The organism is Streptomyces sp. NPDC004542, from assembly GCF_040610035.1.
In the GTDB taxonomy this organism is placed as follows: Bacteria; Actinomycetota; Actinomycetes; order Streptomycetales; family Streptomycetaceae; genus Streptomyces.
The window spans coordinates 1-20,950 of the sequence record NZ_JBEXLP010000111.1 but is presented as its reverse complement, the minus strand read 5'-3'; the positions used below and the strand labels follow the sequence as shown (position 1 = coordinate 20,950).

Sequence of the window (20,950 nt, the reverse complement as noted above, 5' to 3'; positions counted from 1 at the left end):
AAGCCGCAGTGGTAGCCGCCTGGTCAGGCCACGACCAGACCGACAGCCCCACCCGAAAGCCCGAAACGGGCATCACGTCACATACCGCCCTCTGACAGGTAGCTGTAACTTGCAGTCGACCTTTATGGCAAGAGTTGGCTCTAAAACTCTACAGAAGTCGTTGCAGGGTGACCGTGGGGCTGCGTGGCGTTTATCTCGCCCATTCACGAGGCACGGACGGGTAATTCCAGGAGTCGCCGTGCTAACTTGCCGTCGCGCGTGAACTTTGGGCGTTTTGAGCCGGTAACCGATGATGTGCTCACCGCTTGCTTCAGCTCACCTGATCACCTGCCCAGAAAGGCTCCGGCCTGCACCAACCGACGAGACGGGCCCGGTCGGGGCCCCTCGGGCGATCAGGGATGAGGACGTAGTCGCCAACTTTTTGGTCAACGGCCGATCCGCCTCTACGGTTATTACCCCTCCCAGCCACGTCGAGGGAATTAGTGGAGAGTTTTAGAACCAACGCTGGACTTCTTCGCCGGCGGTGTGGCTGTGTTGTCCAGGCACGCTGTCCAAGACCGAAAAGGAGCCCTATGCCGAATACCTCTCTCCGCAGCGCGAACGCCCCTTCCTCCGCCGACGTTGCCCGGCGCGGCCCGTTGGCCACCCCGGCGGAAGTCGCTGCCTATCTCGGGGTGCCGGTGAAAACGCTCTACCAGTGGAAGTATCGGGGCATCGGCCCCAACGTGCACAAGGTCGGCCGCCACCTCCGCTACCGCTGGTCCGAGGTGGACGCCTGGGTGAACGCCCAGTCCGCGTACGACCTCACGGCCTGAAGCCGCCCTGCCGGGACAGCGAAGCGGCTCTCCGCGAGCCACCGCCGAGAGCCGCAGAGTCCCCGCCCCATCGCCCTTGAACGATCGAATCGGTGGGCCGGGTCTTGCCCGTCCGGCCCACCGGGAAGGAACGCCTATGGACGAATCTATGTCCCCCGCCTCCTCCGCCGCATCCACCACCGAGGACGACAAGCCAGGGCAGACCGGAGAAGGCGCACAGCTACTGGACGAGCTGCGGGAAGCCATCGCGCGGTACGTGATCCTGCCCAGCAGTGAGGCCCTGACCGCCGTCACGCTGTGGGTGACGGCCACGCACATCCAGCCCGCCCTCCAGCACGCACCTCGCCTCGCCGTGGTCGGACCGGCGAAACGGTGCGGCAAGTCCCGCCTGTTGGACGTGCTCACGGAGACGGTGCGCGAACCTCTGATCACGGTCAACACAAGCCCGGCGGTGGTCTTCCGCGCCATCGGTGACGATCCGCCCACCCTGCTTGTGGACGAGGCCGACACCATCTTCGGCAGCATCAAGGCCGCCGAGAAGAACGAGGAGCTGCGCGGCCTGCTCAATGCCGGCCACCAGCGCAACCGGCCCGCCCTGCGCATCTCGGGGCCCGAGCACAAGCCGCAGGCGTTCCCCACCTTCGCCATGGCCGCGCTCGCCGGCATCGGGGACCTGCCGGACACGGTCATGGACCGGGCCGTGGTGATCCGCATGCAGCGGCGCAAGCCAGGTGAGCGAGTGGAGCAGTTCCGCTCCCGCCGCGACATCCCCGCCCTGCACGCCCTGCGTGACCGGCTGACCGCCTGGTTGCGCCCGCTGATGGACACCGCAGCCGACCTGGTGCCGCCCATGCCGGTACAGGACCGGGCGGCGGACACCTGGGAGCCGCTGGTGGTCGTCGCCGAACTGGCGGGCGGCACCTGGCCGGAGAGAGCACGGGCAGCGTGTGCGGCGATGTGCGCGGCCGAGGTCGGCCAGGACGACGAGTCCAACGTCAAGACGCGCCTGCTGAAGGACATCCGCCGCGTCTTCACGTGCTACGGCGATCCCGAAACCGTGCGCACGCGGGACCTGCTGGAGGAACTGCTCAAGGACCAGGAGGCTCCGTGGGCGGAGTACCGCAACACCGGTCTGACCCCACGCTACCTGGGGATCCTGCTGAAGGACTTCGGTATCCAGGCGGCCGTCCTCCGCTTCGAGGGCGGACGGCAGGCCCGGGGATTTGCCCGCCCGCAGTTCACCGACGCCTGGGCCCGCTACTGCCCCGAGGAGCAGCCACCCGGCGGCAGCGGTAAGACGACAGGTCACGGGTCGCCCGTCCACCCGTAAACACCCGTCGCACACGTCGCATCGCAGGTCAGCCCCGTGACGGGTCCGGTGCCTGTGACGAGTCCTCCCGTATCACGCCAGGCTCCCGTACCTGCCCTGACCAGGAATGCGACGGGTGTGACGAGTCCGCCCCCTCCCCACCGGCAGCCCTGCCCTGTGGCTATGGCAGCCGTCTATCCCTGGAGTACCACGCTTGCCTTCACGCACCACCCAAACTCCCGTGTCGGCGCTGACTGCCGCGATCCGCCTCGGGGTTGCCCTGGTCGGCACGATCGGCTTCGCCCTCTCCTACGACGCCCTGCGGCAGATGGCCGTCGCCATCCACATCCGCGGAGTCCTCACCTACGCCTTCCCCCTCGTGATCGACGGGTTCATCGCCATCGGCGTCGCCGCCCTGCTCATCCTCCGTACCGCGCCCTGGCGTTCTCGCCTGTACGTCTGGGCACTGGTCGGCCTCGCCATCGTCACCAGCATCTGGGCGAACGCTCTGCACGCCGTCCGCCTCAACCAGCAGGCACACACCGTCGGGCTCCATCTGGACGATGTGACCGTCGGCGCCCTGTCCGCGATAGCTCCGCTCGCCCTGGCCGGCGCGGTCCACCTCGACCTCGTCATCCGCCGCCACCCCACGAGTCTGCGCCAAGAGGCCGCCGCCACACCGGGCCACAACACCTCTGACCACAGCCACAACGGCACGCACAGCGCCATGCGGCCTGCCCGTTCGCAAGACGATGACTTCCTGCCGAAGGAGGCACAGAGCTCGCCCGACGTGGCCGAGCGCCCAGACGTGGCGGAGGCAGCCGCCAACGTGCCGCAGGCATCGAAGCCGCTCTCCAAAGACGAGGGCCACGAACGGGATGTCACCTTCGACGAACTCCTCGCCATCGCCCGCACCGCACCGCTGGGACGCGGGGACCGTGCCTCACGCCGCAACATCGAGACGGCCATCCGAGCCGCTGAGTACCGCATCGGCAAGGACCGTCTCACCCAGCTCAAGGACCGAGTACAGGCCGAACTCGACCGGGCTGCCCGCCAGCGGCAGGCCGAGCCCGACACGGCCCCCGTCGGCGCGCGCTGAGGGCCGCCGCCCTACCCGATCGACCCACTCCGCTCGTTCCCGCACAGTCCGGAGCGGGGACGAGCGGCCCACTAGGCGACATGGCCTCGCCCCCCAACACCGCACGGAGAATCCCTCAATGCACGACCAGCACCCCGAACTCGCCACCGACCGGACGCAGATGATGACCATCGCCACCAGCGCAGCAAGGTATGACGTTGGACCGTCCAAGGGCCGGTCCAACGCGGACACGTCCGCCCCGGAGGTGGCGGAGGACCTCGGGCACCAGGGGGTGCCCGAGGAGGAAACGCCCGTCGGCGCAGCCGAGCAGTCCCCCGCCGCGTCTGCCGACGAAGTCACCCTGCGTCGAATCGCCCGCCGTCGTACCCGCGAGAGCGTCCAGCGCAAAGAGCGTGTCGACGTCCGCTACAGCATCGACGAGAAGACCCGGATCCTCACCCGCGCCCGCAAGCTGGGCATCGCCGCCGCCCACCTCGTCGGCGCCGTGATCATGGCCTACCTCGACGGTGACCTCACCATGGGCCTGGCCGGGCAGCGCACCCAGCTCGACGACTGCCTCGACAAGCTCGACGCCCTGCGGGCCGGAGTCGCCCGCATCGGCAACAACGTCAACCAGATCGCCCACCGTCTCAACGCTGGAGGCGATCCACACCCTGGGGACACCGCCGTCCTCGCCCAGACCGAGCGCACCCTGGACGCCGTCCGCGCCGCTATCAGCGACATCGCGCAGACCATGAACCACGCTGTTACGGCGAAGGCGGCGCGGTGATCGCCAAGATCGGCAACGGCAAGAGCACCGCTGGCCTGATCCGGTACCTGTTCGACACGAAGAAGGCCAAGGACCACGCCGACCCACACTTGGTCGCCTCCTGGGACGGCTTCGCTCCCGACCCAGGCCGCGCCGACGACTTCGACGCCACAAAGAAGCGCCTCGTGGCCGACCTCGACCTGCGGGTCAAGCAAGCCCGCCGCCTGGGCCGCGCACCCGAGCGGCACGTGTGGCACTGCTCGATACGTGCCGCCCCCGGCGACCGGCACCTCACCGACGCCGAGTGGGCGGACATCGCACGCCGCGTTGTGGCGGCCACCGGCATCGCGCCCGAAGGCGACCCGGACGGGTGCCGGTGGGTCGCCGTGCGCCACGCCGACGACCACCTCCACATCGCCGCCACCAAGGTCCGAGGCGACCTGCGCACCGCCCGCCACTGGAACGACTACCTGACCGCCGACAAGGAACTCTCCGCCATCGAGAAGGAATACGGCCTCAAGCAGGTCGTGCGCGGCGACCGCACCGCCGCCAAGCGTCCCACCCGCGCCGAGACGGAGAAGCCCCGCCGCGTCGGCAAGACCCAGACCTCCCGCGAACGCCTGCGCACCACCGTCCGCCAACTGGTGTCCCTCGCCACAAGCCCGGAGGAGTTCCTCCACCTGCTCGACGGCGTTGAGGGTGTCCTTGTCGACGTCCAGCACTTTCCCTCCGGCGACGTGCGCGGGTACAAGGTCGCCGTGGAAGGCGACACCAACGCCGCCGGCGAGCCGATCTGGTTCTCCGGTGCCAAACTCGCCCCCGACCTGTCCTTCCCCAAGATCCGCGAACGCCTCACCGCCATCGATGCCCCGCCCGCAGCGGAGCCGGGCAGCCGACGCAGGCCCAACCCGTGGCACCAGGCCACGGCAGCAGCCGAGCGCATCCTCCACCACCTCGACCACGGCGACGACGAAGCCGCCCAGGCCCACATCGCTGCCCTCGGCGAAGCCATCGACGTCCTGCCGCTGCTCGCCCCCAGCCACCTGCGGCCACATCTGCAGCAGGCCGCCGTCGCCTTCGAGCGCGCAACCCCGCTCCCGCATCCGCGCCCAGCAGGACCAGGCCCGCGCCCTGCGGGGTGCCGTCCGAGCCCTGCGCACCGCGCCGGTCACCAGCGACGGCTCCGGGCTGGCGATGTTCCTCGACATCGCCGTCCTCATCGTCATCGCCACAGCCCGCTGGCACCAAGCCCGCCGGCACGACCAGCAGGTCGCCGCCGCCCACCAGACCCTGGCCCATCTCCAGACCGCCTACCGACAGGCTGCTGCCGGGCCGCTGGCCGCCCTGGCTCAGCGCCAACCACCGGCACGCGCCATGGAACGGCACGCCCAGCGGATCCTCGTGATCCTGCCCGACCACGCCCAACAGGTCCTCGACGACCCTGCCTGGCCCGCACTGGCCGCAGTCCTCACCGAAGCCGAGAACGCCGGCCACGACCCCGAGCAACTCCTCCAGCACGCCGCACGCGAGCGCACCCTCGACGACGCCCGCTCCACCGCCAGGACCCTCACCTGGCGCGTCCAACGCCTCGCCGCCCGGCAGGCTCCCAGCGCCCGAGCACGGGCTGCCCAAGCCCGCACCAGCGTTGCAGCCCGACCGGCACAGCCTGGCCAGACTCCATCCAGCCCGTCACAGCCTGGCCTGGCGGCACCTGCTCGACACCGGTGATGCCGTCAGCGGGCGCGGAGGTACCTGTCGCGTCCACCCTTCAGGTCTCCCACACCGAGGGAACAGCGTCACCGCACCGTGTTGACCAGAGGCTCCAGCAAGTCCAGTGCTTCCTCCCAGCGGAAGCGGTCCGCCGCGCCGCCGGCCCTCGGCCGGTGCGGTTCGCAGGAACCGATCAGGACACCCATCCCCCGTAGCCGGTCCAGGCTCTGCTGGTAGGCGGGGTGGGCGGCCTGGGCGGAGTTCAGGTAGGGCAGTGCCACGGTCGGGATGGCCATGCCGTACGCCTCGCACAGGATGCCCAGGGCGAGGGTGTCGGAGATCCCGGCGGCCCACTTGTTGATCGTGTTGAAGGTGGCGGGAGCCACGGCGATCGCGTCCGCCGGGGGCAGTGGGCGCGGGTCTCCCGGTGAACGCCAGGCGGAGCGGATCGGGTAGCCGGTCTGTGCCTCGATCGCCGTAGCGTCGATGAAGCCAAATCCCTGCGGTGTGGCGATGACGCCGACATCCCAGTTCGCCTCCTGGGCGGCCGTGATCAGCTTGCCGACGTCACGGGCCACGCCTGCCGCGCACACGACGACGTACAGGAAGGGCTTCTTGTCCGGGGCAGTCGGTTCGGTCACGCGGGGACTCCCAGTTGGCGGCTGAAGTGGTGCAGTTCCGGCAGGGTACGTCGGCGGTCGCGGGCGGCCATATCGGCGACCAGGTTGCGGACGTCGGGGCGGCGGATGTCCTGGGCGGCGCAGGTCTCGGCGATCCTCAGGGCTTGGTAGCCGTCGGCAAGGCGGCCCTGCTGGCTGTAGGCGCGAGCCGCTTCGACCCATAGTGCGGCCCGGCGTTCGGGGACCGGGATGTGCCGGCGCATGAGGGGCCGGGCCGCCTGAAGGGCGAGGCCGGCGTCGCCGAAGGCCACCAGGGCGCTCAGCTCGTGCAGGGCGACGTTGGTCGGGCTGAAGGTGGCCCAGGCGTCGGGCCGGTCGAGAGTGACGTACCGCGAGACTTCTTTCGCCTCGGTGAGGAATTCCTTCGTGGCCGCGCGATCACCACGACTGCTGGCCGCGGTCACACCGCGCAGGAGCAGCAGTCCCACGGCGGCAAGGTACTTCGGTGAACGCCGGTCGTAGGAGCCGGTGAGCTGGTCGGCGGTGTGCCGGACCAAGGTGACGGCCTCCGTGGCGTGCTTCTCACGGACCAGCACGTGGGCCTGGACACGGACGCTGGAGGCGAGGACCACCGGATCCCCCGAGCGTTCGGCCTCGGCCATCGCCCGGCCGACGGCGAGCCATGCGTTGCCCTGGTCGTGCTGCTTGAGCAGCAAGCTCGTCGTCGTCTGGTACGCCGTGGCCAGGAGCCGGGACACCGTGTCCCTGTCCGTCGCATCACCGACCGCCACTCGCAGGTCGGCAATCAGGCTCGGGAGAGTGCGCTCCAACTCCGTGTATTGGCAGGTGTGGAAAAGCCTCAGTGCTGATCCGACGCGTTCGTACAAGACGGCCGTGTCCTGTGGGCCACCGGTGCCCGCGGGGCCGGGACCGGGCAGGAGGGCCTGGACGAGGGCGGTGTGCGAGGCCGAAGAGCCGGCCGGGGCCGCGAGCGCTGCGATGCTCGCGGCGAGGAAGGTGCGGCGGTGCATGTCGTCAGCTTCTTGATCGGCGGCGGAGACTTCCTGAGACGGGGCGAGGCCCAACTCATGAGGCGGGATGTTCAGTTCCTGCGCGATGGCGCGTAATACGCGGATGTCCTCCGTGCCGCGACCGCTCTCCAGACGGCTCACCTTGGACTGGTGATACCCGAGCGCTGCGGCCACGTCGTGCTGTGAACGCCGCTGTAACACCCGCGCCCGACGGATCCGGTCTCCGATCCGTCTCGCTTCCCCATGCGCGTCGGCCATCTGCCACGGCTCCTTCCGCCGTCGCTGATCCTGCCTGCTCAATCGAGCATAGATCAGCCGTAGTTGGCCGTGATGCAGCCCCTGCATAAGTCATGCATCGCCCGCGTCAGGGCTCACCACTCACGGCGAGGGACTGGTTGCTTGGTGTGGCCCCACCTACACCGGGAGGCCGCTCATGGAAGCGCACCGCTCTTTCCCTACCCGCGACGCCCGCCGCAGCAAGCCAGGCCCGGCACCAGGCCGTGGACGCGATAACGGGCTGGGGCTCGGGACTGGGCGCCGAGGTGGTGCACACAGCCGATCTGCTGGTCAGCGAGCTCGTCACCAACGCGGTCCAGTACGCCGGCACCGGATCCGTCTCGCTCGCGGTCTGTCTCGACGAGGCCGTCCTGCGGATCGAGGTCTGCGACACGAGCCCGGTCCTGCCCCAGCCGGCTCTGCCCGACGCGGACAGCGAGGGCGGCCGGGGTCTGTTCCTCCTCGCCGCTCTCGCCGACCGGTACCACGCCGAACCGACGAAGAACGGCAAGTGCTGCTGGGCCGAGATCGATCTGACCAGCAAACCCAGCCAGGAAGTCGCCTGTTTCCTGCCCCTCCAGAGGAGTTGATGATGACGACCACCCACGCCCCCGGCGTGGCCGCCGAGGTGATCGCCGTACGCCCCGGGCCGCCGCTCGCCGGCACCGTGAGCGTCGACGGCTCCAAGAACGCCGCTCTGCCGCTCCTGGCCGCCGCGGCGGCCCTCGGTCGCCCGGGCCGATTGAGCAACGTCCCGGACAGCACGGACGTCCAGATCATGCTCACTCTGCTGCACCAGGCGGGTTGGCATGTCACGCAGCCCGTCGGCGAACCAACCACTTACGTGATCCTGCCGACGGAGGCATCTCAACGACTGCCCGATCTGGCGCAGGCAGCCCACATCCGCGCCTCGTACTACCTCGTCCCCGCCCTGCTCGCGCGTTACGGCCAGGCGCGGCTGCCTTGGCCGGGTGGCTGCCGGATCGGTGCGCGCGGGATGGAGCTGCACTTCAAGGTGTACGAGGTGTTCGGCGACCGGAGCCGGCAGAACAGCTCCGGTTACGGCATCGAAGCCCTCAGCTCTCACACGGGCACCGTCTCCATCGCACTGCCCTTCCGCTCTCGCGGTGCGACCGTGGCCGCGACACTGCGCGCCCTCACAACCGGCCGCCCCTTACGGCTGGGCCAACCCAACCTCTCGCCCGAAGTCCTGAGCGTGCTCGACGCCCTGAGTTCGGTGGGCTGGGAGACGCGTGCCAACGAGCATGTACTGACTCTCTCGCCGCCCTCCTCGCCGCCGACTGCCCCCGCTGCCTGGACCGTGCCCGGAGACAAGATCGAGGCAGCCACGCTGGCCTGCGCGATCGCCGCGACGCGCGGTACTGCCCGTATCGACGGCGTGCAGGGCAAGGACGTAGGCCCGTTCGTGGCTGCCCTTCATCAGCTCGGCATCCCCGCACACGCGGAGCCGGGTGGCCTTACTGTCCGCGCGCATGAGACAGCCCCCACTGGTCGTCCCCTGCGGGCCATCGCCTCTCTGAGCCCTGCGGGCCTCGACGCCGACTTCGAACCACCGCTGATGGCACTCGCCCTCGGACTGCCCGGCACGCATCTGTTCGCCGACGCCATCAATCCCGGCCGCCACGGCAACCTGCTGCCGCAGCTGACCCGCCTGGGCGCCCGGATCGAGGAGATCTCCCCCACCGAATGCCGCCTGACCGGGCCCCAGCAGCTAACGGGCGCGGGCGTCGAAGCCACCGACATCCGCACCGGGTCCGCCCTCATGGTCGTCGGCCTCACGGCCCGGGGCGTCACCACCATCGGCGGCCTCGACCAGCTGCGCCGCGGCCACGCCGACCTGTCCGGCAAGCTGCGCATCCTGGGCGCCGACATCTGCGAGGTCACCCCATGACCACCGACGGTCGGAACCTGCGCCAGATCGTCGCCACGACCGACGTCCATTCCGCTTTCGACAACGCCGCGCCCTTCCTGACCCACCTCCACGCGCTGCGCCCGACCTCGCTCATCGTGGACTGCGGCGACTTCTTCGAGGGCAGTGGGTACTACCGCCTCGGTCGCGGCACGATCGAGCGCGAGATCCTGCTCGGGCTGTACGACGTGCTGGCCCCTGGCAACCACGGCTGGCCCCACCACTTCGAACCCGACCTTCACCGGCGCACTGTCTGCGCCAACGCCGTCGATGCCAACACTGGCGACGCTCTCTTCAGCCGCCTGCACATCGCCGACATCGATGGACGGCGCGTCGGCGTAACCGCCGTAATCGGTCAACAAGCCTTCCACTCGATCCCGGCCGCCCAACGAGCCGGCCACTGCGTCACCGATCCCCTGCAGGCCCTGCGCGAGGTGATTCTCGCCCACGTTCACGAGGTGGACAGCTGGGTTCTGCTCAGCCACTCCGGCTTCGACGAGGACCGGAAACTCGCGGCGGCTTGTCCGTTCCTCGACGTGGTCTTCGCCGGGCACTGCCACAGCGATCAGTACGGGCCCGTCCGAGTCGACGGCACCCTGGTCGTCAAGGGTCGGGAGCTCGCCGAAGGCTATGCGATCGCCACGCCCGTGGGCGCGGGATGGGGCGCGGGCACTACATCCTTCCCGGATCAGGTCCCGAGCTTCGTCCCTGCGGAGCTTGCGGGCCTGCGCTCACGCATCGAGGACGTCGGACAGCAGCTGGCCGCCGTCCTCGGCGCCATCAGTCCGACCTACCGCCACCAGCCCCTCGACCGGCGCAACGTGCTCCTGGACCTCGCCGCCCGCCTGCGTACGGCACTCGGGGCAGACACGGTCATCCTCAACGAGACGGCACTACGCGCCGTACCACTCGGCGACACCCTCACCCAGGGCCACCTGCTCTCCATCGAACCGTTCGCCAACCAGCTGGTGCACGCCCACGTACCTGAGCTGGCACGCAGCGACCTCCCCGGCTGGCTGTCACATCTGACCACCCAGACCGGCCCGCTCGTCACCGCCCCCGATCCCTTGCCGGATGCCGTCACCACCGTGCTGACCACCGACTACCTCGCCGACACCTACCTCGGCGAGCGCACGCACGAGGCCGGCCTGCGTCTGGACCAGGCTGTCCAGCACGTCCTCACCGCCCCCGACACCGCGGAAGGAGGCAGTTAATGATCCTCACCGGCCCGGAGATCACCGCAGCCGCTCACGACGGCCGCCTCCGCATCACCCCCTTCGCCGCCGACCAGGTCAACCCCAACAGCTACAACGTGCGTCTGGGCCCCGCCTTGATCACGTACACGAGCGCGGTCCTGGACGCCCACCGGCCCAACCCCACCCGCGAAACCACCATCGGCCCGGACGGGCACGTCCTCCAGCCAGGCGAGCTCTACCTCGGCCACACCCTCGAAGAGGTCGGCTCCGACACCTTCGTCCCGCTGCTGTTCGGCCGCTCCTCCGTCGGCCGCCTCGGCCTGTTCGTCGAGATCACCGCACCCATCGGCGACATCGGCTTCCACGGCCAGTGGACGCTCATGCTCACCCCGATCCGACCGCTGCGCGTGTACGCCGGCATGGCGATCGGGCAGATCATGTTCTTCCTCTCCACCGGCGCCATCGACCTCTACCGCGGCAAGTACCAGGCCGCCGCAGGACCGCAGCCCTCCGCCTACTGGCGTGACCTCACCCGACTCCGGGCGGTGGCCTCGTGATCCTCACCGGCCCCGCCATCGCAGCCGCCGTCCAGGCCGGCGAGATCACCATCGACCCGTACGAGCCCAGCCGCGTCTCCCCCAACGCCTACGACTGGCGCCTCGGCAACACCATCCGCGTCTGCGACGGCGACCTCGACGCCGCAATGCCCACCACCTTCACCGAGCAGTCCATCCCCGACGCCGGCCTAGTGCTGCGCCCTGGCCTGCTGTACCTGGGCATCACGCTGGAGCGGACTGGTTCGGAGACGTACGCGCAGATGCTGAACGGCGACCGCACTACCGGCTCCCTGGGCATCTGGGTCCACGTGTCGGCTCCGCTCGGACACCAGGGCCATGCGATCCGCTGGACACTGGAGATCCGCGCCACCCGACCGGTGCGCGTGTATCCGGCCATGACCTTCGGCAAGCTCGTCTTCCTCACCACCTTCGGCGCCCCGGCCAGCTACCAGCAGCAGCCGGCCAAGTACGCGTCCACGGAAGGCATCGACATCTCGCGCCTCTACGAGGAGATCGACGGAGGAGTGCGATGAACGCCAGCTCGGCCACCGGCCCGATGGCCGCCACCTTCCTGGATCTCCCCGCCGGAAGCCCCGGCGGCAGCGTCGTGCTCTTCCTCGACCTCTACACCGGCGAGCAACCCCTCATCCCGGCCCGCGCCTTCATGCTCGCACCACCTGGTCACGCTCCCCGTCCACCCGCCGGCCTCAACCTGCTCCCCGCAGCAGGCAAATGCCTGGAAGGAGCAGCCTTCAGCCGCTACGTCACCACCCTGCGCAGAGCGCTTACAGCCACGCTCGATCCCACACGGATCGACGTCCTCCACTTGCAGCACCTCGCGTTCGGCGCCACCCCAGCCCTCATCCGCGCCCTACCCGCACACCCCCGGATCGCCCTCGTCCACGGCACGGACCTGCTCTTCGCCGAGACCCACCGAGACCAGCTCCAAGTGCTGCGCGAGACAGCCAGGGCCGCCGACGCCATCGTGGTCCCCACCAACGCAATGGCCGACCGCCTCCTTAAGCTCGCCCCGCAGATCGAACGCCGCAAGATCACCCACATCCCCTGGGGCATCCCCGACCACCTGCTTACCGCCCCGCCCGCCCGGCCGGCACGCACGTCCACCAGCCACCTGCGGATCCTGTACGCAGGACGCCTGACCGCCGAAAAGGGTGTCGCGGCCCTGATCAAGAGCCTGGCTCCCGTTCCCGGTGTCGAGCTGAGCGTCGCAGCGCCCAAAGCCCAGTTCCACGCACTGGCGCCACTGCTGCAACGAGCCGGCGTACGAGTCCGCTACCTCGGCTGGCTCCGCCGCCCACAGCTATGGAGAGCCTTCACCGAACACGACGTACTAGCCGTGCCGTCCACCACCCTGGAAGCCATGGGACTCGTCGCACTGGAAGCCCAAGCATGCGGGCTCCCCGTCCTCTACCAGCCCGTCCCCGGCCTCAACCAAGCCCTCGCCGCTTCCGGCATGGCCACCGACTTCACTCACTCCGCCGCACTCGCGCGCGACCTCGACCGGCTGCGAAGGACACCCGGGCTGATGACCGCCCTCCGGCAGGCGGGCTATGCCAACGCGGCACGCTATCCCCTCTCGGCGACCGCACGATCCCTGACCGACCTAGGCCGACAGCTCACCTGAACCGACCGCCAGACGACCCGACACGTCACTACCCGAACCGCTCCACGAACGTCACTACGCTGACCGACGGGACACCCCGGCGAAGAGGGAGACCATGACGTACGACCGCGACCGCATCGAAGCCCTGCTCGACGAGGGAGTCCGCGACAAGGTATACCCGGGCGCCGTGTGGGCCCTCGGCGACGCCACCGGCACCCTCGCCCGGGGCACCACCGGCGTCCTCGACCCCGACGAGCCGGAGGTGCCGATGCGCACCGACACCGTCTTCGACGCCGCCAGCCTCACCAAGATTCTGGCCGTCTGGTCATCCATCGGCGCCCTGTGGGAGGACGGAACCCTCGACCTCGACCAGCCGCTCGGCAGCTTCTGGCAGGAGGTCACCGGACACCCACTCGGATCCGTCACCGCCCGGCAGCTGCTGACGCACACCGCCGGCGTCCCACTGCGAGCCCAGCTGAAGAACCTTTACGGCACCAACCCCCAGGAGATCCGGCGAGGCGTCCTCCGTGAGCAGCTCCACCGACCTCCGGGTGAGGCAGTCGAGTACACCGACCGGGCCGCCCTCATCCTGGGCTATCTCGCCGAACACCTCTCCGGCCAGCCCTTGGACCAACTGGCCACCACCCGCACCTGGCTCCCACTGGGCATGACCTCCACCCGCTTCGGCCCCTTGCCCGCCAGCCTCGCGGCGCGCTGCGCGCCCACCGAACTAGACCAGGACACCGACACCCACCTCAAGGGAGTCGCCCACGACTTCTCGGGCCGCCTCTTGGGCGGCGTCTGCGGCATCGCCGGCGCCTTCACCGTCCTCGACGACCTCGCCGTCTTCCTCCAGTACATGCTCGCCCCTGCCGCTTCCCAGTTCCGGGCTGGTTTCGGGAGCGAGTGGGTGACCCACTCTCTGACGATCCAGACGGGCCAGCTCCAGCCTGCTCGTGGCCTGTTCTGGCACCCCGCTCCCGGCACGACCGCCGACGAGGACGCCTGGGTCCACTACGGCTTCACCGGCACAGGCATGTGGATCTCCACCACCAAGGACCGCTGGGCGGTTCTCCTGACCAACAAGCTCTACTACACAAGGGATCGTGGGCCATTGACCGAGGTTCGCAACACCTTCCGTGAACTCGCCTTCAACTGATGTGTCAAAACGGAACCTAGGCCCCATCCGACGTCCGGTGTTGAGCGCAACGCTGCCCGCCCACCCGCTAGACGGCTGACCGTATTCGGACAGCGGACACACGGTGCGATGCAGCTGAGACCGAACCAGCGCTGCCAATGCGACGGAGATAACAGGATCGGCTCCGGTGGCCCACCCATTTCGTCCAGCTTAGCGTGGAATACACCGCTCTTCAGATAGGGGTGATGTCAGTGCCATAGGGAAGACTCTGGGTGTGGGGGAGGGAGACTCATGACTGACCAGCAAAATTGCTCTGACCAGCGCATACCTGCTCCGAATGGTTGCCGATGGTGTGGGCTTGAGGCGCGGGAGCATGCGCAGCGCTGGAAGCCTCCGGTGGGCTGGCACAAGTGGGAACCGCCGACATTGGAACAACGCAAGGAACGCATGCTCGCACGGCGGCGGCGCCGCGGCGGTACCAGTGAGACCAGGTCAGCGCTGCGCGCTCTTACCCTGCGGCCAGCTTTCTGATCTCGCCGAAGATCTCCCGCAGCTGTGCGGGCACCTGATCAGGGCTGGTGAGCGTGCTCACCAGCCCGAACATCATGTCGGGTTTGCCGCTGGGCCCGTTCGGGCTGTCGTTGCGGAGCATGTTCAGCACTTCCTTGCTGAACTTCTTGCCGCGCTGAGCGGTGAAGTCGTCCGTGGTCCACGGCTCGCCGTCCTTCGGCCAGAGCTCATTGGCGGTCGCGGCCCACAGGTCGTCCGGGAACAGTTCCTCCAACTCATTGAAGGCGTCCGGCTCGCCCACGAAACGGACGACCTCACTGAAAGCACTGCCGAAGAACTGCTGGAGTCGGGCTTCCTTGAAGAGCCCCTTGGGCAAGGTGCGGCTGTCGGCGTCCACCATGAGCATCACGGAGCGGCCATGCGCGACCAGATAGTGAGCGAGGTGCAGGGCCCCCTCATTGTTGAAGCACGCCCACAAGGCGATGCCGGCCGACTGGAGAGACTGGCCCTCCGACAGCCGGAACAGCATGGGGATCACCCGCTGTTCGGTGTCGCCCTCGACAGCCAGAAAGCAACGCTCATGCAGCAGAACAGAGTTGCGAAGGCCGACTGCCGCGGCCATGCGCCCCAAGTGCACGTCGATGTCGTCGTGGGTGTCGGCCCCAAGCCGCTCGATCACCGTCCGTCCGTACTCCAGTCGCAGATGCACGACGTCGGCGATGTCGACACCGTCGATAAGGTTCATGGAGTGGGTGGCGACGATTACGTTCACATGGGGCAGCGCGCTCTGGTCACGGATGAGCTGCATGATCTTGCGCTGGTGACCGTAGTCGAGGTGCGTGTCCGGCTCGTCGTAGATCACGATCGTCTGTACCGGAGGCGGGACATCCTCGGCGGCCTCAGGGTCAGCTGAAGAGTCGACGTCGGCGAACTCCTCGCGTGTGAGCAGCTGGCTGTTCCACTCCCAGATCGCCAGGGAGATACGGCGTGCGCTACCTAGGCCGGAACGATCCAGGCCCACGGTCTCGCCCTTCGTACGGGCGATTCGCAGCGGCGCACCCCGGAAACCGTGAGTGAACGAGACCACAGGCTCGACATCAACATCAGTGAGGTCGTCGCAACGGCTCTGAATGTGCTCGCACAGAGACCGGGCGTCGTCCTGAAGTCGCTCCTTGATCCCGGCCTCGATCGACTGCAACTGGCCCTCAAGCGTGGGGTCCGCCATATGGGCCTGGTAGCGGCCCATCAGCGCGGTCTTCACCGCAGCGTCGGGATCGGCCGACTTCCCGTCAAACGGCATCAGCCGGGGCATGCGGCGCTCCATCTCCCTCGGAGCAGGAACCCAGCCCGACATTGGGGCGTGAGCCATGCCGTACCTGCATAGGGCTGGCTCGATGTCGCCGCGCTTTATGGACGACAGCTCAGGAAGCAACTGCTTGGCGAGGGCTCTCACCTCGTTGAGGGACAGTTTGGAAGGGTCTCGCAGTCGTTCGTCGTCCGCGAGCGGCGCCCAGCACTCAAGGACGGGGTCCTCACCGTTGACAGCGCGCCGCCGTACGCGCAGCTCCTCGGTCGGGAAGCCGAACGTTTCCAACTCCCAAGAGTCGAGGGTGAACTGCCCCTCCACCCATGTGGTCGAACACCGCAGGAGAGGCGCCGAGTCATCGACGTCCACGCCATCCGAAGCGTCGAGCTCGTATGTACGATCGTCCTCGGTCAACTGCTCATTGCCCACAAGGAACGCCAGCGCGGCAAGCACCGCGCTCTTACCGCCGTCGTTCTGGCCGGCGAGGATGGTCGGTGTGCTGACCGGAATGTCACGGACGTCCTTGAGGGATCGGAATCCGCACACGGTGAAGCTGTGCAGGTGCACCGTTCTCAGCCGCTCCGTTCCCTAGCGCCTCGGGGCAGACGGAAGCCACCAGGGGCGCCTCGCCCCAGACATTGACCTGGGCAACAGCCAACCCAGGCGCATCATCTTATGTCTTGTGGAGATAGCCTGTTGGCGCTGTGAACGGATCTGACCGATTCAGACCGACACCGAGCGAAGCCTGCCTGCCTCGGGCTCAACGTCACGGCTGACGGGGCCTTCATCGCCCCCGAACCGCACCACGCCCGCGTCCTGTTCTCAGGCATGCAGCCGTCCTGAGCAGTGTCCACACATGGGCGGGCAGGCCCGTCTACGATCAGCCGCCATGGACTGGCTGGAGCGGATAGCGAAGCTGAGGCAGTGGACCAGGAGCGGTACCCGCGCTCCGCACAAGCCGCTGCTGCTCCTGTACGCCCTCGGCCGGTTCCAGGATGATGCCGACGGCGGCCTGCGATACACCGCGGTGGAACAGGACTTGCAGCGCCTGCTGACCGAGTACGGCCCGCCCAACAAGACGACACCCGCCTACCCCTTCCACCACCTGGCCAGCGACGGCGTATGGGAAGTCCGCACCGATCGCGGACCGGGAAGCCCTGGAAGCGGGGTACGGGACCTTCGCGAGACAGGCGCCACCGGGCAGCTAGCGCCGGACTTGAGAGCGGCGCTGCGACGCGAACCGGACCTGCTCGGCAGAATGGCGCGATTGCTGCTCGACCTACACTTTCCACCCTCCCTGCACCGAGAACTGTGCGAAGCCGTCGGCCTGGAACTGGAGCCAGCGGAGGCCGAGCAGCTCTCGGCCGTACGCAGGCAGCGGGACCGGAGGATGCGGGAGCTGGTGCTGACCGCCTACGAGTACCGGTGCGCCTTCTGCGGATACGACGGCAGGATCGCCGCGGTGCCCGTCGGACTGGAGGCCGCCCACGTGCGCTGGTGGGCGTTCGGAGGCCCCGACGAGATCGAGAACGGGCTATGCCTGTGCTCGCTGCACCACAAGCTCTTCGACAAGGGCGTCCTCGGTGTGGGGGATGACCAACGCATCCTTGTCTCGCAACGCTTCGTCGGCCACAGCCCCGCCGCCCGCGAGTACGTCATAGCCCTCGCGGGCCGCCCACTCATCGGCCCACAGCCCGGCTCGCGCCCTGTTGCCGCAGCTCACTGCGACTGGCACGCCCGACAGGTCTTCCACGGCGAACCGCGCCCTGCCACGGCTACCTGACCCCGACAGCCACGCAGGAGACACCCCCTTCACAGAACGTGCGTTCGACCTGAAAGATGGGCACGGTCGCGTGCCAGTTCGGTACGTCGCTCGTTAGGCAGCGCAGTCGAAGCGCAGAGCGGGCAAGCGCTGGTGGCCCTTGCCCAACTGCTACGGGAGGGGACCCATGGGCGATCGCAGCACCATCGAGTGGACTGAGGCGACCTGGAATCCGACCACCGGTTGCGATCGCATCTCTCCCGGGTGCGACAACTGCTACGCCCTGACCTTATCCAGACGCCTCAAGGCGATGGGGGTGGCGAAGTACCAAGCCGACGGTGACCCCAGGACTTCCGGTCCCGGCTTCGGCCTCACCCTCCATCCGGACACGCTGGCCATCCCCCGTCAGTGGAAGACCCCCCGCATGGTCTTCGTCAACTCAATGAGCGACCTGTTCCACGCCAAGGTCCCCTTGGACTTCGTACAGCAGGTCTTCCAGGTAATCGCCCACACTCCACAGCACACCTATCAACTCCTGACGAAGAGGGCCCGCAGGCTCCGGCGACTGGCAGGCCAACTCGACTGGCCTCCCAACCTCTGGATGGGCGTCTCCGTCGAGAACGCGGATCACCTGGATCGCATTGATGACCTGCGGCAGGTGCCAGCCGCGGTGCGGTTCTTGTCCTGCGAACCACTGCTCGGCCCTCTGACAGGTTTGCGCCTGGACGGCATCGGCTGGGTGATCGCAGGTGGCGAATCCGGCCCCCAGCACCGCCCCGTGCAAGAGGAATGGCTAGTCGAGATCCGCGATGCCTGCAACGACGCCGACGTGCCGTTCTTCTTCAAGCAGTGGGGTGGCCGCACCCCCAAGTCCGGAGGCCGTGAGCTCGCCGGCATCACGTGGGACCAGATGCCGCCCCGGCTGCGCGTGGCAGCAGTGCAGTAACGGCCAATCTCCAACGAACCCCATACGCGCTCTGGTGGCATATGGCAACGGTGTGTGACCCTCTCCCCAGCGGGGCCGTATGGGAGTAGGGGGAGCGGTCATGGCCGTACCGAAGGATGCCGTGTGGGAACGCGATCCGCACACGGCCGCCAAACACGACTTACTCAAGCGGTACTTGGAAGCGTGGGCGCCGATTCTGCTGTCGCGGAACGACGTGATCACCTACGCAGAAGGGTTCGCGGGGGCCGGCGTCTACAAGCAGGGCGAGCCCGGATCTCCCGTCGTCGCCTATGAGGTCTTCGCCCGCGCTCTGCATCGTTTCCCGAAGCGCATGCGTCTGATCCTCATGGAGGAAGACCACCGACGGGTGGAAGAATTGCAGCGCCAGATGACCCTCGCTCAGTCGAGGCACGCAGACGACATCACGGCACGTCTGTCGGTCGACATCGGGCAGGGGGACTTCCACCCGGCCCTCCTGAGCAAACTGCAGAGCACCGGCAGGCTGGGCAAGCCCCTCTTCGTCCTTCTGGACAGCTTCGGTGGGCCCGACATCCCGTACTCGCTCCTGCATGAACTCGGCCGCTACCGAAGCACCGAAGTCATGGTCACCTTCGAACCTGCCTTCCTCACCCGGTTCGCCGAGAGGCACGACGGCCACCGGCAACTCGGCGACGAAGCCTTCGGCAGCCAGGAGTGGCAAGACGTATTCCGGCAGCCCTCCTCGCACAAGTTCACGTTCCTGCGCGAGCAATACCGGGCCACGCTGCGCCAGGCCGGTTTCACGCACACGCTGTACTTCGAGATGGTCGACGAGGGCGGCAGGAAGCTCTACCTGATCTTCGGCACCCAGCACGAGCGAGGATTGGAGAAGATGAAGGACGCCATGTGGAAGGTGGACCCTTCCTACGGCGTCCGCTACCGCGACCCCAGGGACACCGAACAGCAGATGCTGGATCTCGTATTCGAACCGGATACGGCTCCGCTACGACGGATCCTGTACGACTTCATATCCGAAGCGCCCAAGGGGCGAACCGTCCCGGAACTCCAGCGCTACACCCTCTTGGAGACCGTCTACCGGCCCGGCCAAGTGATCACGGCCGTCCGACAGCTACGTGAGTCGGGCGCCGTGACGACGGAACCTCGTGCCATCAACGCCAAGACCCGAGTGAGCGCGGCGGCGAAGCCGCCAAGTACCGGTCCGTCGGGCGAGCAGGGTGCCCTCTGGTGAGAGGCCACGAGGGCACATCCAGGGCACATGAGCCCGGGAAACGGCGTTGACCCGTGAGAACTGCCGAGGAGTGTTTCCGCAGGTCAACGCACGCTTCACAGAGAAACCCCAGGTCAGTGCCCCGCCCCTCCCAATCGCTGCACGAGTGGCAGGACTTCAGCCACCGGCTGCATGAGGCGGGGCACCAGCCGTACTGCCTGGTGTGGCCCTGATCGGCTCTGAGCTGGGGCTTCTCGCGGATCGGGCGGGGTCTTCGGGCCTCGCCCTTTTGGGTGCCGGAGGGGGCCGTCAGCAGGGCTCCGTCGTTCTCGTGATCGGTCCGACGTGGCCGGTATGGGTCTGATACCCGAACTGGGCCGTGATGGTGACGTGCTGGACCGGCAGGTACGCGTGCAGGCACGGCTCCCGGTGATCATGGAGTGTCGAATTCACCGATTTAGCTGCGTGGCCTCCCCGATCCGCGCTGCCTGCGGGGCCGGCGTCACTCGCTGTCGTATGTCCTGGCTCTGGCCGCCTGCGCGGTCCTGGCCGGAGCGAAGTCCCTCACCGCCATCGCCGAGTGGGCCGCCGATGCCTCTGACCAGCTCCTTCTCTACTGCGGGGCCACGCTGCGCGATCCGGACCGGCCCTACCGGGCGCCATGCGAGGCGACCGTGCGCCGGGTACTGCAACGCATCGACGGCGACGCGCTCGACGCGGCGATCGGCGGCTGGCTCACCGCGCGTGCGGACGCTGGCCACAGCGCCGACCAGGACGAACACCCGCCGTCCCGCCCGGTGCGGGCGGCAATCGCGATCGACGGGAAATCCTTGCGCGGTGCTGTCCGTGCCGACGGCCGCCGCGTCCATCTGCTCTCCGCGCTGCGCGGCGACGGCATCGTGCTCGCCCAGCGCGAGGTCGACGCCAAGAGCAACGAGATCACCGCGTTCCGGCCGCTGCTTCACCCGCTGGACCTGACCGGTGCGGTGGTGACCTTCGATGCGCTGCTGACCCAGACCGACCATGCGAAGTACCTGGTCGAGGAGAAGAACGCGCACTACATCGCCGTGCTCAAGGGCAACCAGTGCGCCACGAGGCGCTTTGACACATCCCCGCCGAAGGCGGGACAGACTCGAAGGGAGGTCTGCTGGGTCCGATGGCTTACC

Annotated in this window: 18 protein-coding genes and 1 pseudogene; 16 read left to right on the top strand and 3 right to left on the bottom strand. The window is 68.2% G+C overall.

Annotated features, from left to right (window positions below; genetic code table 11):
* Window positions 1-572 precede the first annotated feature (572 nt).
* From ABZX30_RS34220 to ABZX30_RS34200, 5 genes and pseudogenes are all read left to right on the top strand, one after another.
* Window positions 573-815 (top strand): helix-turn-helix domain-containing protein, encoded by a 243-nt coding sequence (locus ABZX30_RS34220; RefSeq protein WP_355941106.1) that lies wholly within the window; start codon window positions 573-575, stop codon window positions 813-815.
* A 136-nt stretch (window positions 816-951) separates the two neighbouring features.
* A complete protein-coding gene (locus ABZX30_RS34215) occupies window positions 952-2,145 on the top strand; it encodes a DUF3631 domain-containing protein (protein ID WP_355941103.1) in 1,194 nt (397 codons plus the stop codon).
* 220 nt (window positions 2,146-2,365) lie between these two features.
* Window positions 2,366-3,223, top strand: coding sequence for a DUF2637 domain-containing protein (locus tag ABZX30_RS34210; RefSeq protein WP_355941100.1), 858 nt, complete (start codon window positions 2,366-2,368; stop codon window positions 3,221-3,223).
* A gap of 118 nt (window positions 3,224-3,341) precedes the next feature.
* On the top strand, window positions 3,342-3,992 hold the full coding sequence (locus tag ABZX30_RS34205; RefSeq protein ID WP_355941097.1) for a MobC family plasmid mobilization relaxosome protein: 651 nt from the start codon (window positions 3,342-3,344) through the stop codon (window positions 3,990-3,992).
* Window positions 3,989-5,699, top strand: a pseudogene (locus ABZX30_RS34200) (mobilization protein). The gene ABZX30_RS34205 and the pseudogene ABZX30_RS34200 overlap by 4 nt, the downstream one beginning before the upstream one ends.
* Window positions 5,700-5,767: 68 nt before the next feature.
* Here ABZX30_RS34200 and ABZX30_RS34195 read toward each other — a convergent pair.
* Both ABZX30_RS34195 and ABZX30_RS34190 read right to left on the bottom strand, forming a co-directional pair.
* Window positions 5,768-6,322: a flavoprotein gene (locus ABZX30_RS34195; RefSeq protein ID WP_355941094.1), complete on the bottom strand. Its 555-nt coding sequence runs from the start codon at window positions 6,320-6,322 to the stop codon at window positions 5,768-5,770.
* Complete coding sequence (locus ABZX30_RS34190) at window positions 6,319-7,590, bottom strand: helix-turn-helix transcriptional regulator (protein ID WP_355941091.1); 1,272 nt, start codon at window positions 7,588-7,590, stop codon at window positions 6,319-6,321. The genes ABZX30_RS34195 and ABZX30_RS34190 overlap by 4 nt, the downstream gene beginning before the upstream one ends.
* Window positions 7,591-7,832: 242 nt before the next feature.
* On the opposite strand from ABZX30_RS34190, the gene ABZX30_RS34185 reads away from it, so the two are divergent.
* The 7 genes from ABZX30_RS34185 (at window position 7,833) to ABZX30_RS34155 (ending at window position 14,074) form a co-directional block, all read left to right on the top strand.
* Complete coding sequence (locus ABZX30_RS34185) at window positions 7,833-8,198, top strand: ATP-binding protein (RefSeq protein ID WP_355941088.1); 366 nt, start codon at window positions 7,833-7,835, stop codon at window positions 8,196-8,198.
* A 2-nt stretch (window positions 8,199-8,200) separates the two neighbouring features.
* Window positions 8,201-9,520: a UDP-N-acetylglucosamine 1-carboxyvinyltransferase gene (locus tag ABZX30_RS34180; RefSeq protein ID WP_355941085.1), complete on the top strand. Its 1,320-nt coding sequence runs from the start codon at window positions 8,201-8,203 to the stop codon at window positions 9,518-9,520.
* A complete protein-coding gene (locus tag ABZX30_RS34175; RefSeq protein WP_355941083.1) occupies window positions 9,517-10,752 on the top strand; it encodes a bifunctional metallophosphatase/5'-nucleotidase in 1,236 nt (411 codons plus the stop codon). The genes ABZX30_RS34180 and ABZX30_RS34175 overlap by 4 nt, the downstream gene beginning before the upstream one ends.
* Window positions 10,752-11,291 carry a dCTP deaminase gene (dcd, locus tag ABZX30_RS34170; RefSeq protein ID WP_355941080.1) on the top strand — a complete coding sequence of 180 codons (540 nt, stop codon included), beginning with the start codon at window positions 10,752-10,754 and terminating at the stop codon, window positions 11,289-11,291. The genes ABZX30_RS34175 and dcd overlap by 1 nt, the downstream gene beginning before the upstream one ends.
* Window positions 11,288-11,824, top strand: coding sequence for a deoxycytidine triphosphate deaminase (locus ABZX30_RS34165; protein ID WP_355941078.1), 537 nt, complete (start codon window positions 11,288-11,290; stop codon window positions 11,822-11,824). Before dcd ends, ABZX30_RS34165 begins: the two co-directional genes overlap by 4 nt.
* Window positions 11,821-12,936 carry a glycosyltransferase family 4 protein gene (locus ABZX30_RS34160; RefSeq protein ID WP_355941076.1) on the top strand — a complete coding sequence of 372 codons (1,116 nt, stop codon included), beginning with the start codon at window positions 11,821-11,823 and terminating at the stop codon, window positions 12,934-12,936. Before ABZX30_RS34165 ends, ABZX30_RS34160 begins: the two co-directional genes overlap by 4 nt.
* A gap of 94 nt (window positions 12,937-13,030) precedes the next feature.
* Window positions 13,031-14,074, top strand: a complete 1,044-nt coding sequence (locus tag ABZX30_RS34155; RefSeq protein ID WP_355941074.1) for a serine hydrolase domain-containing protein — start codon at window positions 13,031-13,033, stop codon at window positions 14,072-14,074.
* Window positions 14,075-14,561: 487 nt separating this feature from the next.
* On the opposite strand, the gene ABZX30_RS34150 is transcribed toward ABZX30_RS34155, so the two are convergent.
* On the bottom strand, window positions 14,562-16,436 hold the full coding sequence (locus ABZX30_RS34150) for a TOPRIM nucleotidyl transferase/hydrolase domain-containing protein (RefSeq protein ID WP_355941071.1): 1,875 nt from the start codon (window positions 16,434-16,436) through the stop codon (window positions 14,562-14,564).
* A 322-nt stretch (window positions 16,437-16,758) separates the two neighbouring features.
* Here ABZX30_RS34150 and ABZX30_RS34145 point away from each other — a divergent pair, with 322 nt between their 5' ends.
* From ABZX30_RS34145 to ABZX30_RS34130, 4 genes are all read left to right on the top strand, one after another.
* Window positions 16,759-17,652 carry a phosphorothioated DNA-binding restriction endonuclease gene (locus ABZX30_RS34145; protein ID WP_355941068.1) on the top strand — a complete coding sequence of 298 codons (894 nt, stop codon included), beginning with the start codon at window positions 16,759-16,761 and terminating at the stop codon, window positions 17,650-17,652.
* Window positions 17,653-17,818: 166 nt separating this feature from the next.
* Window positions 17,819-18,577 carry a phage Gp37/Gp68 family protein gene (locus ABZX30_RS34140; RefSeq protein WP_355941066.1) on the top strand — a complete coding sequence of 253 codons (759 nt, stop codon included), beginning with the start codon at window positions 17,819-17,821 and terminating at the stop codon, window positions 18,575-18,577.
* Window positions 18,578-18,677: 100 nt separating this feature from the next.
* Window positions 18,678-19,805, top strand: coding sequence for a three-Cys-motif partner protein TcmP (locus tag ABZX30_RS34135; RefSeq protein WP_317925564.1), 1,128 nt, complete (start codon window positions 18,678-18,680; stop codon window positions 19,803-19,805).
* A gap of 440 nt (window positions 19,806-20,245) precedes the next feature.
* Window positions 20,246-20,950: ISAs1 family transposase (locus ABZX30_RS34130; protein WP_355941109.1), on the top strand; the 705-nt coding region annotated here is incomplete at its 3' end.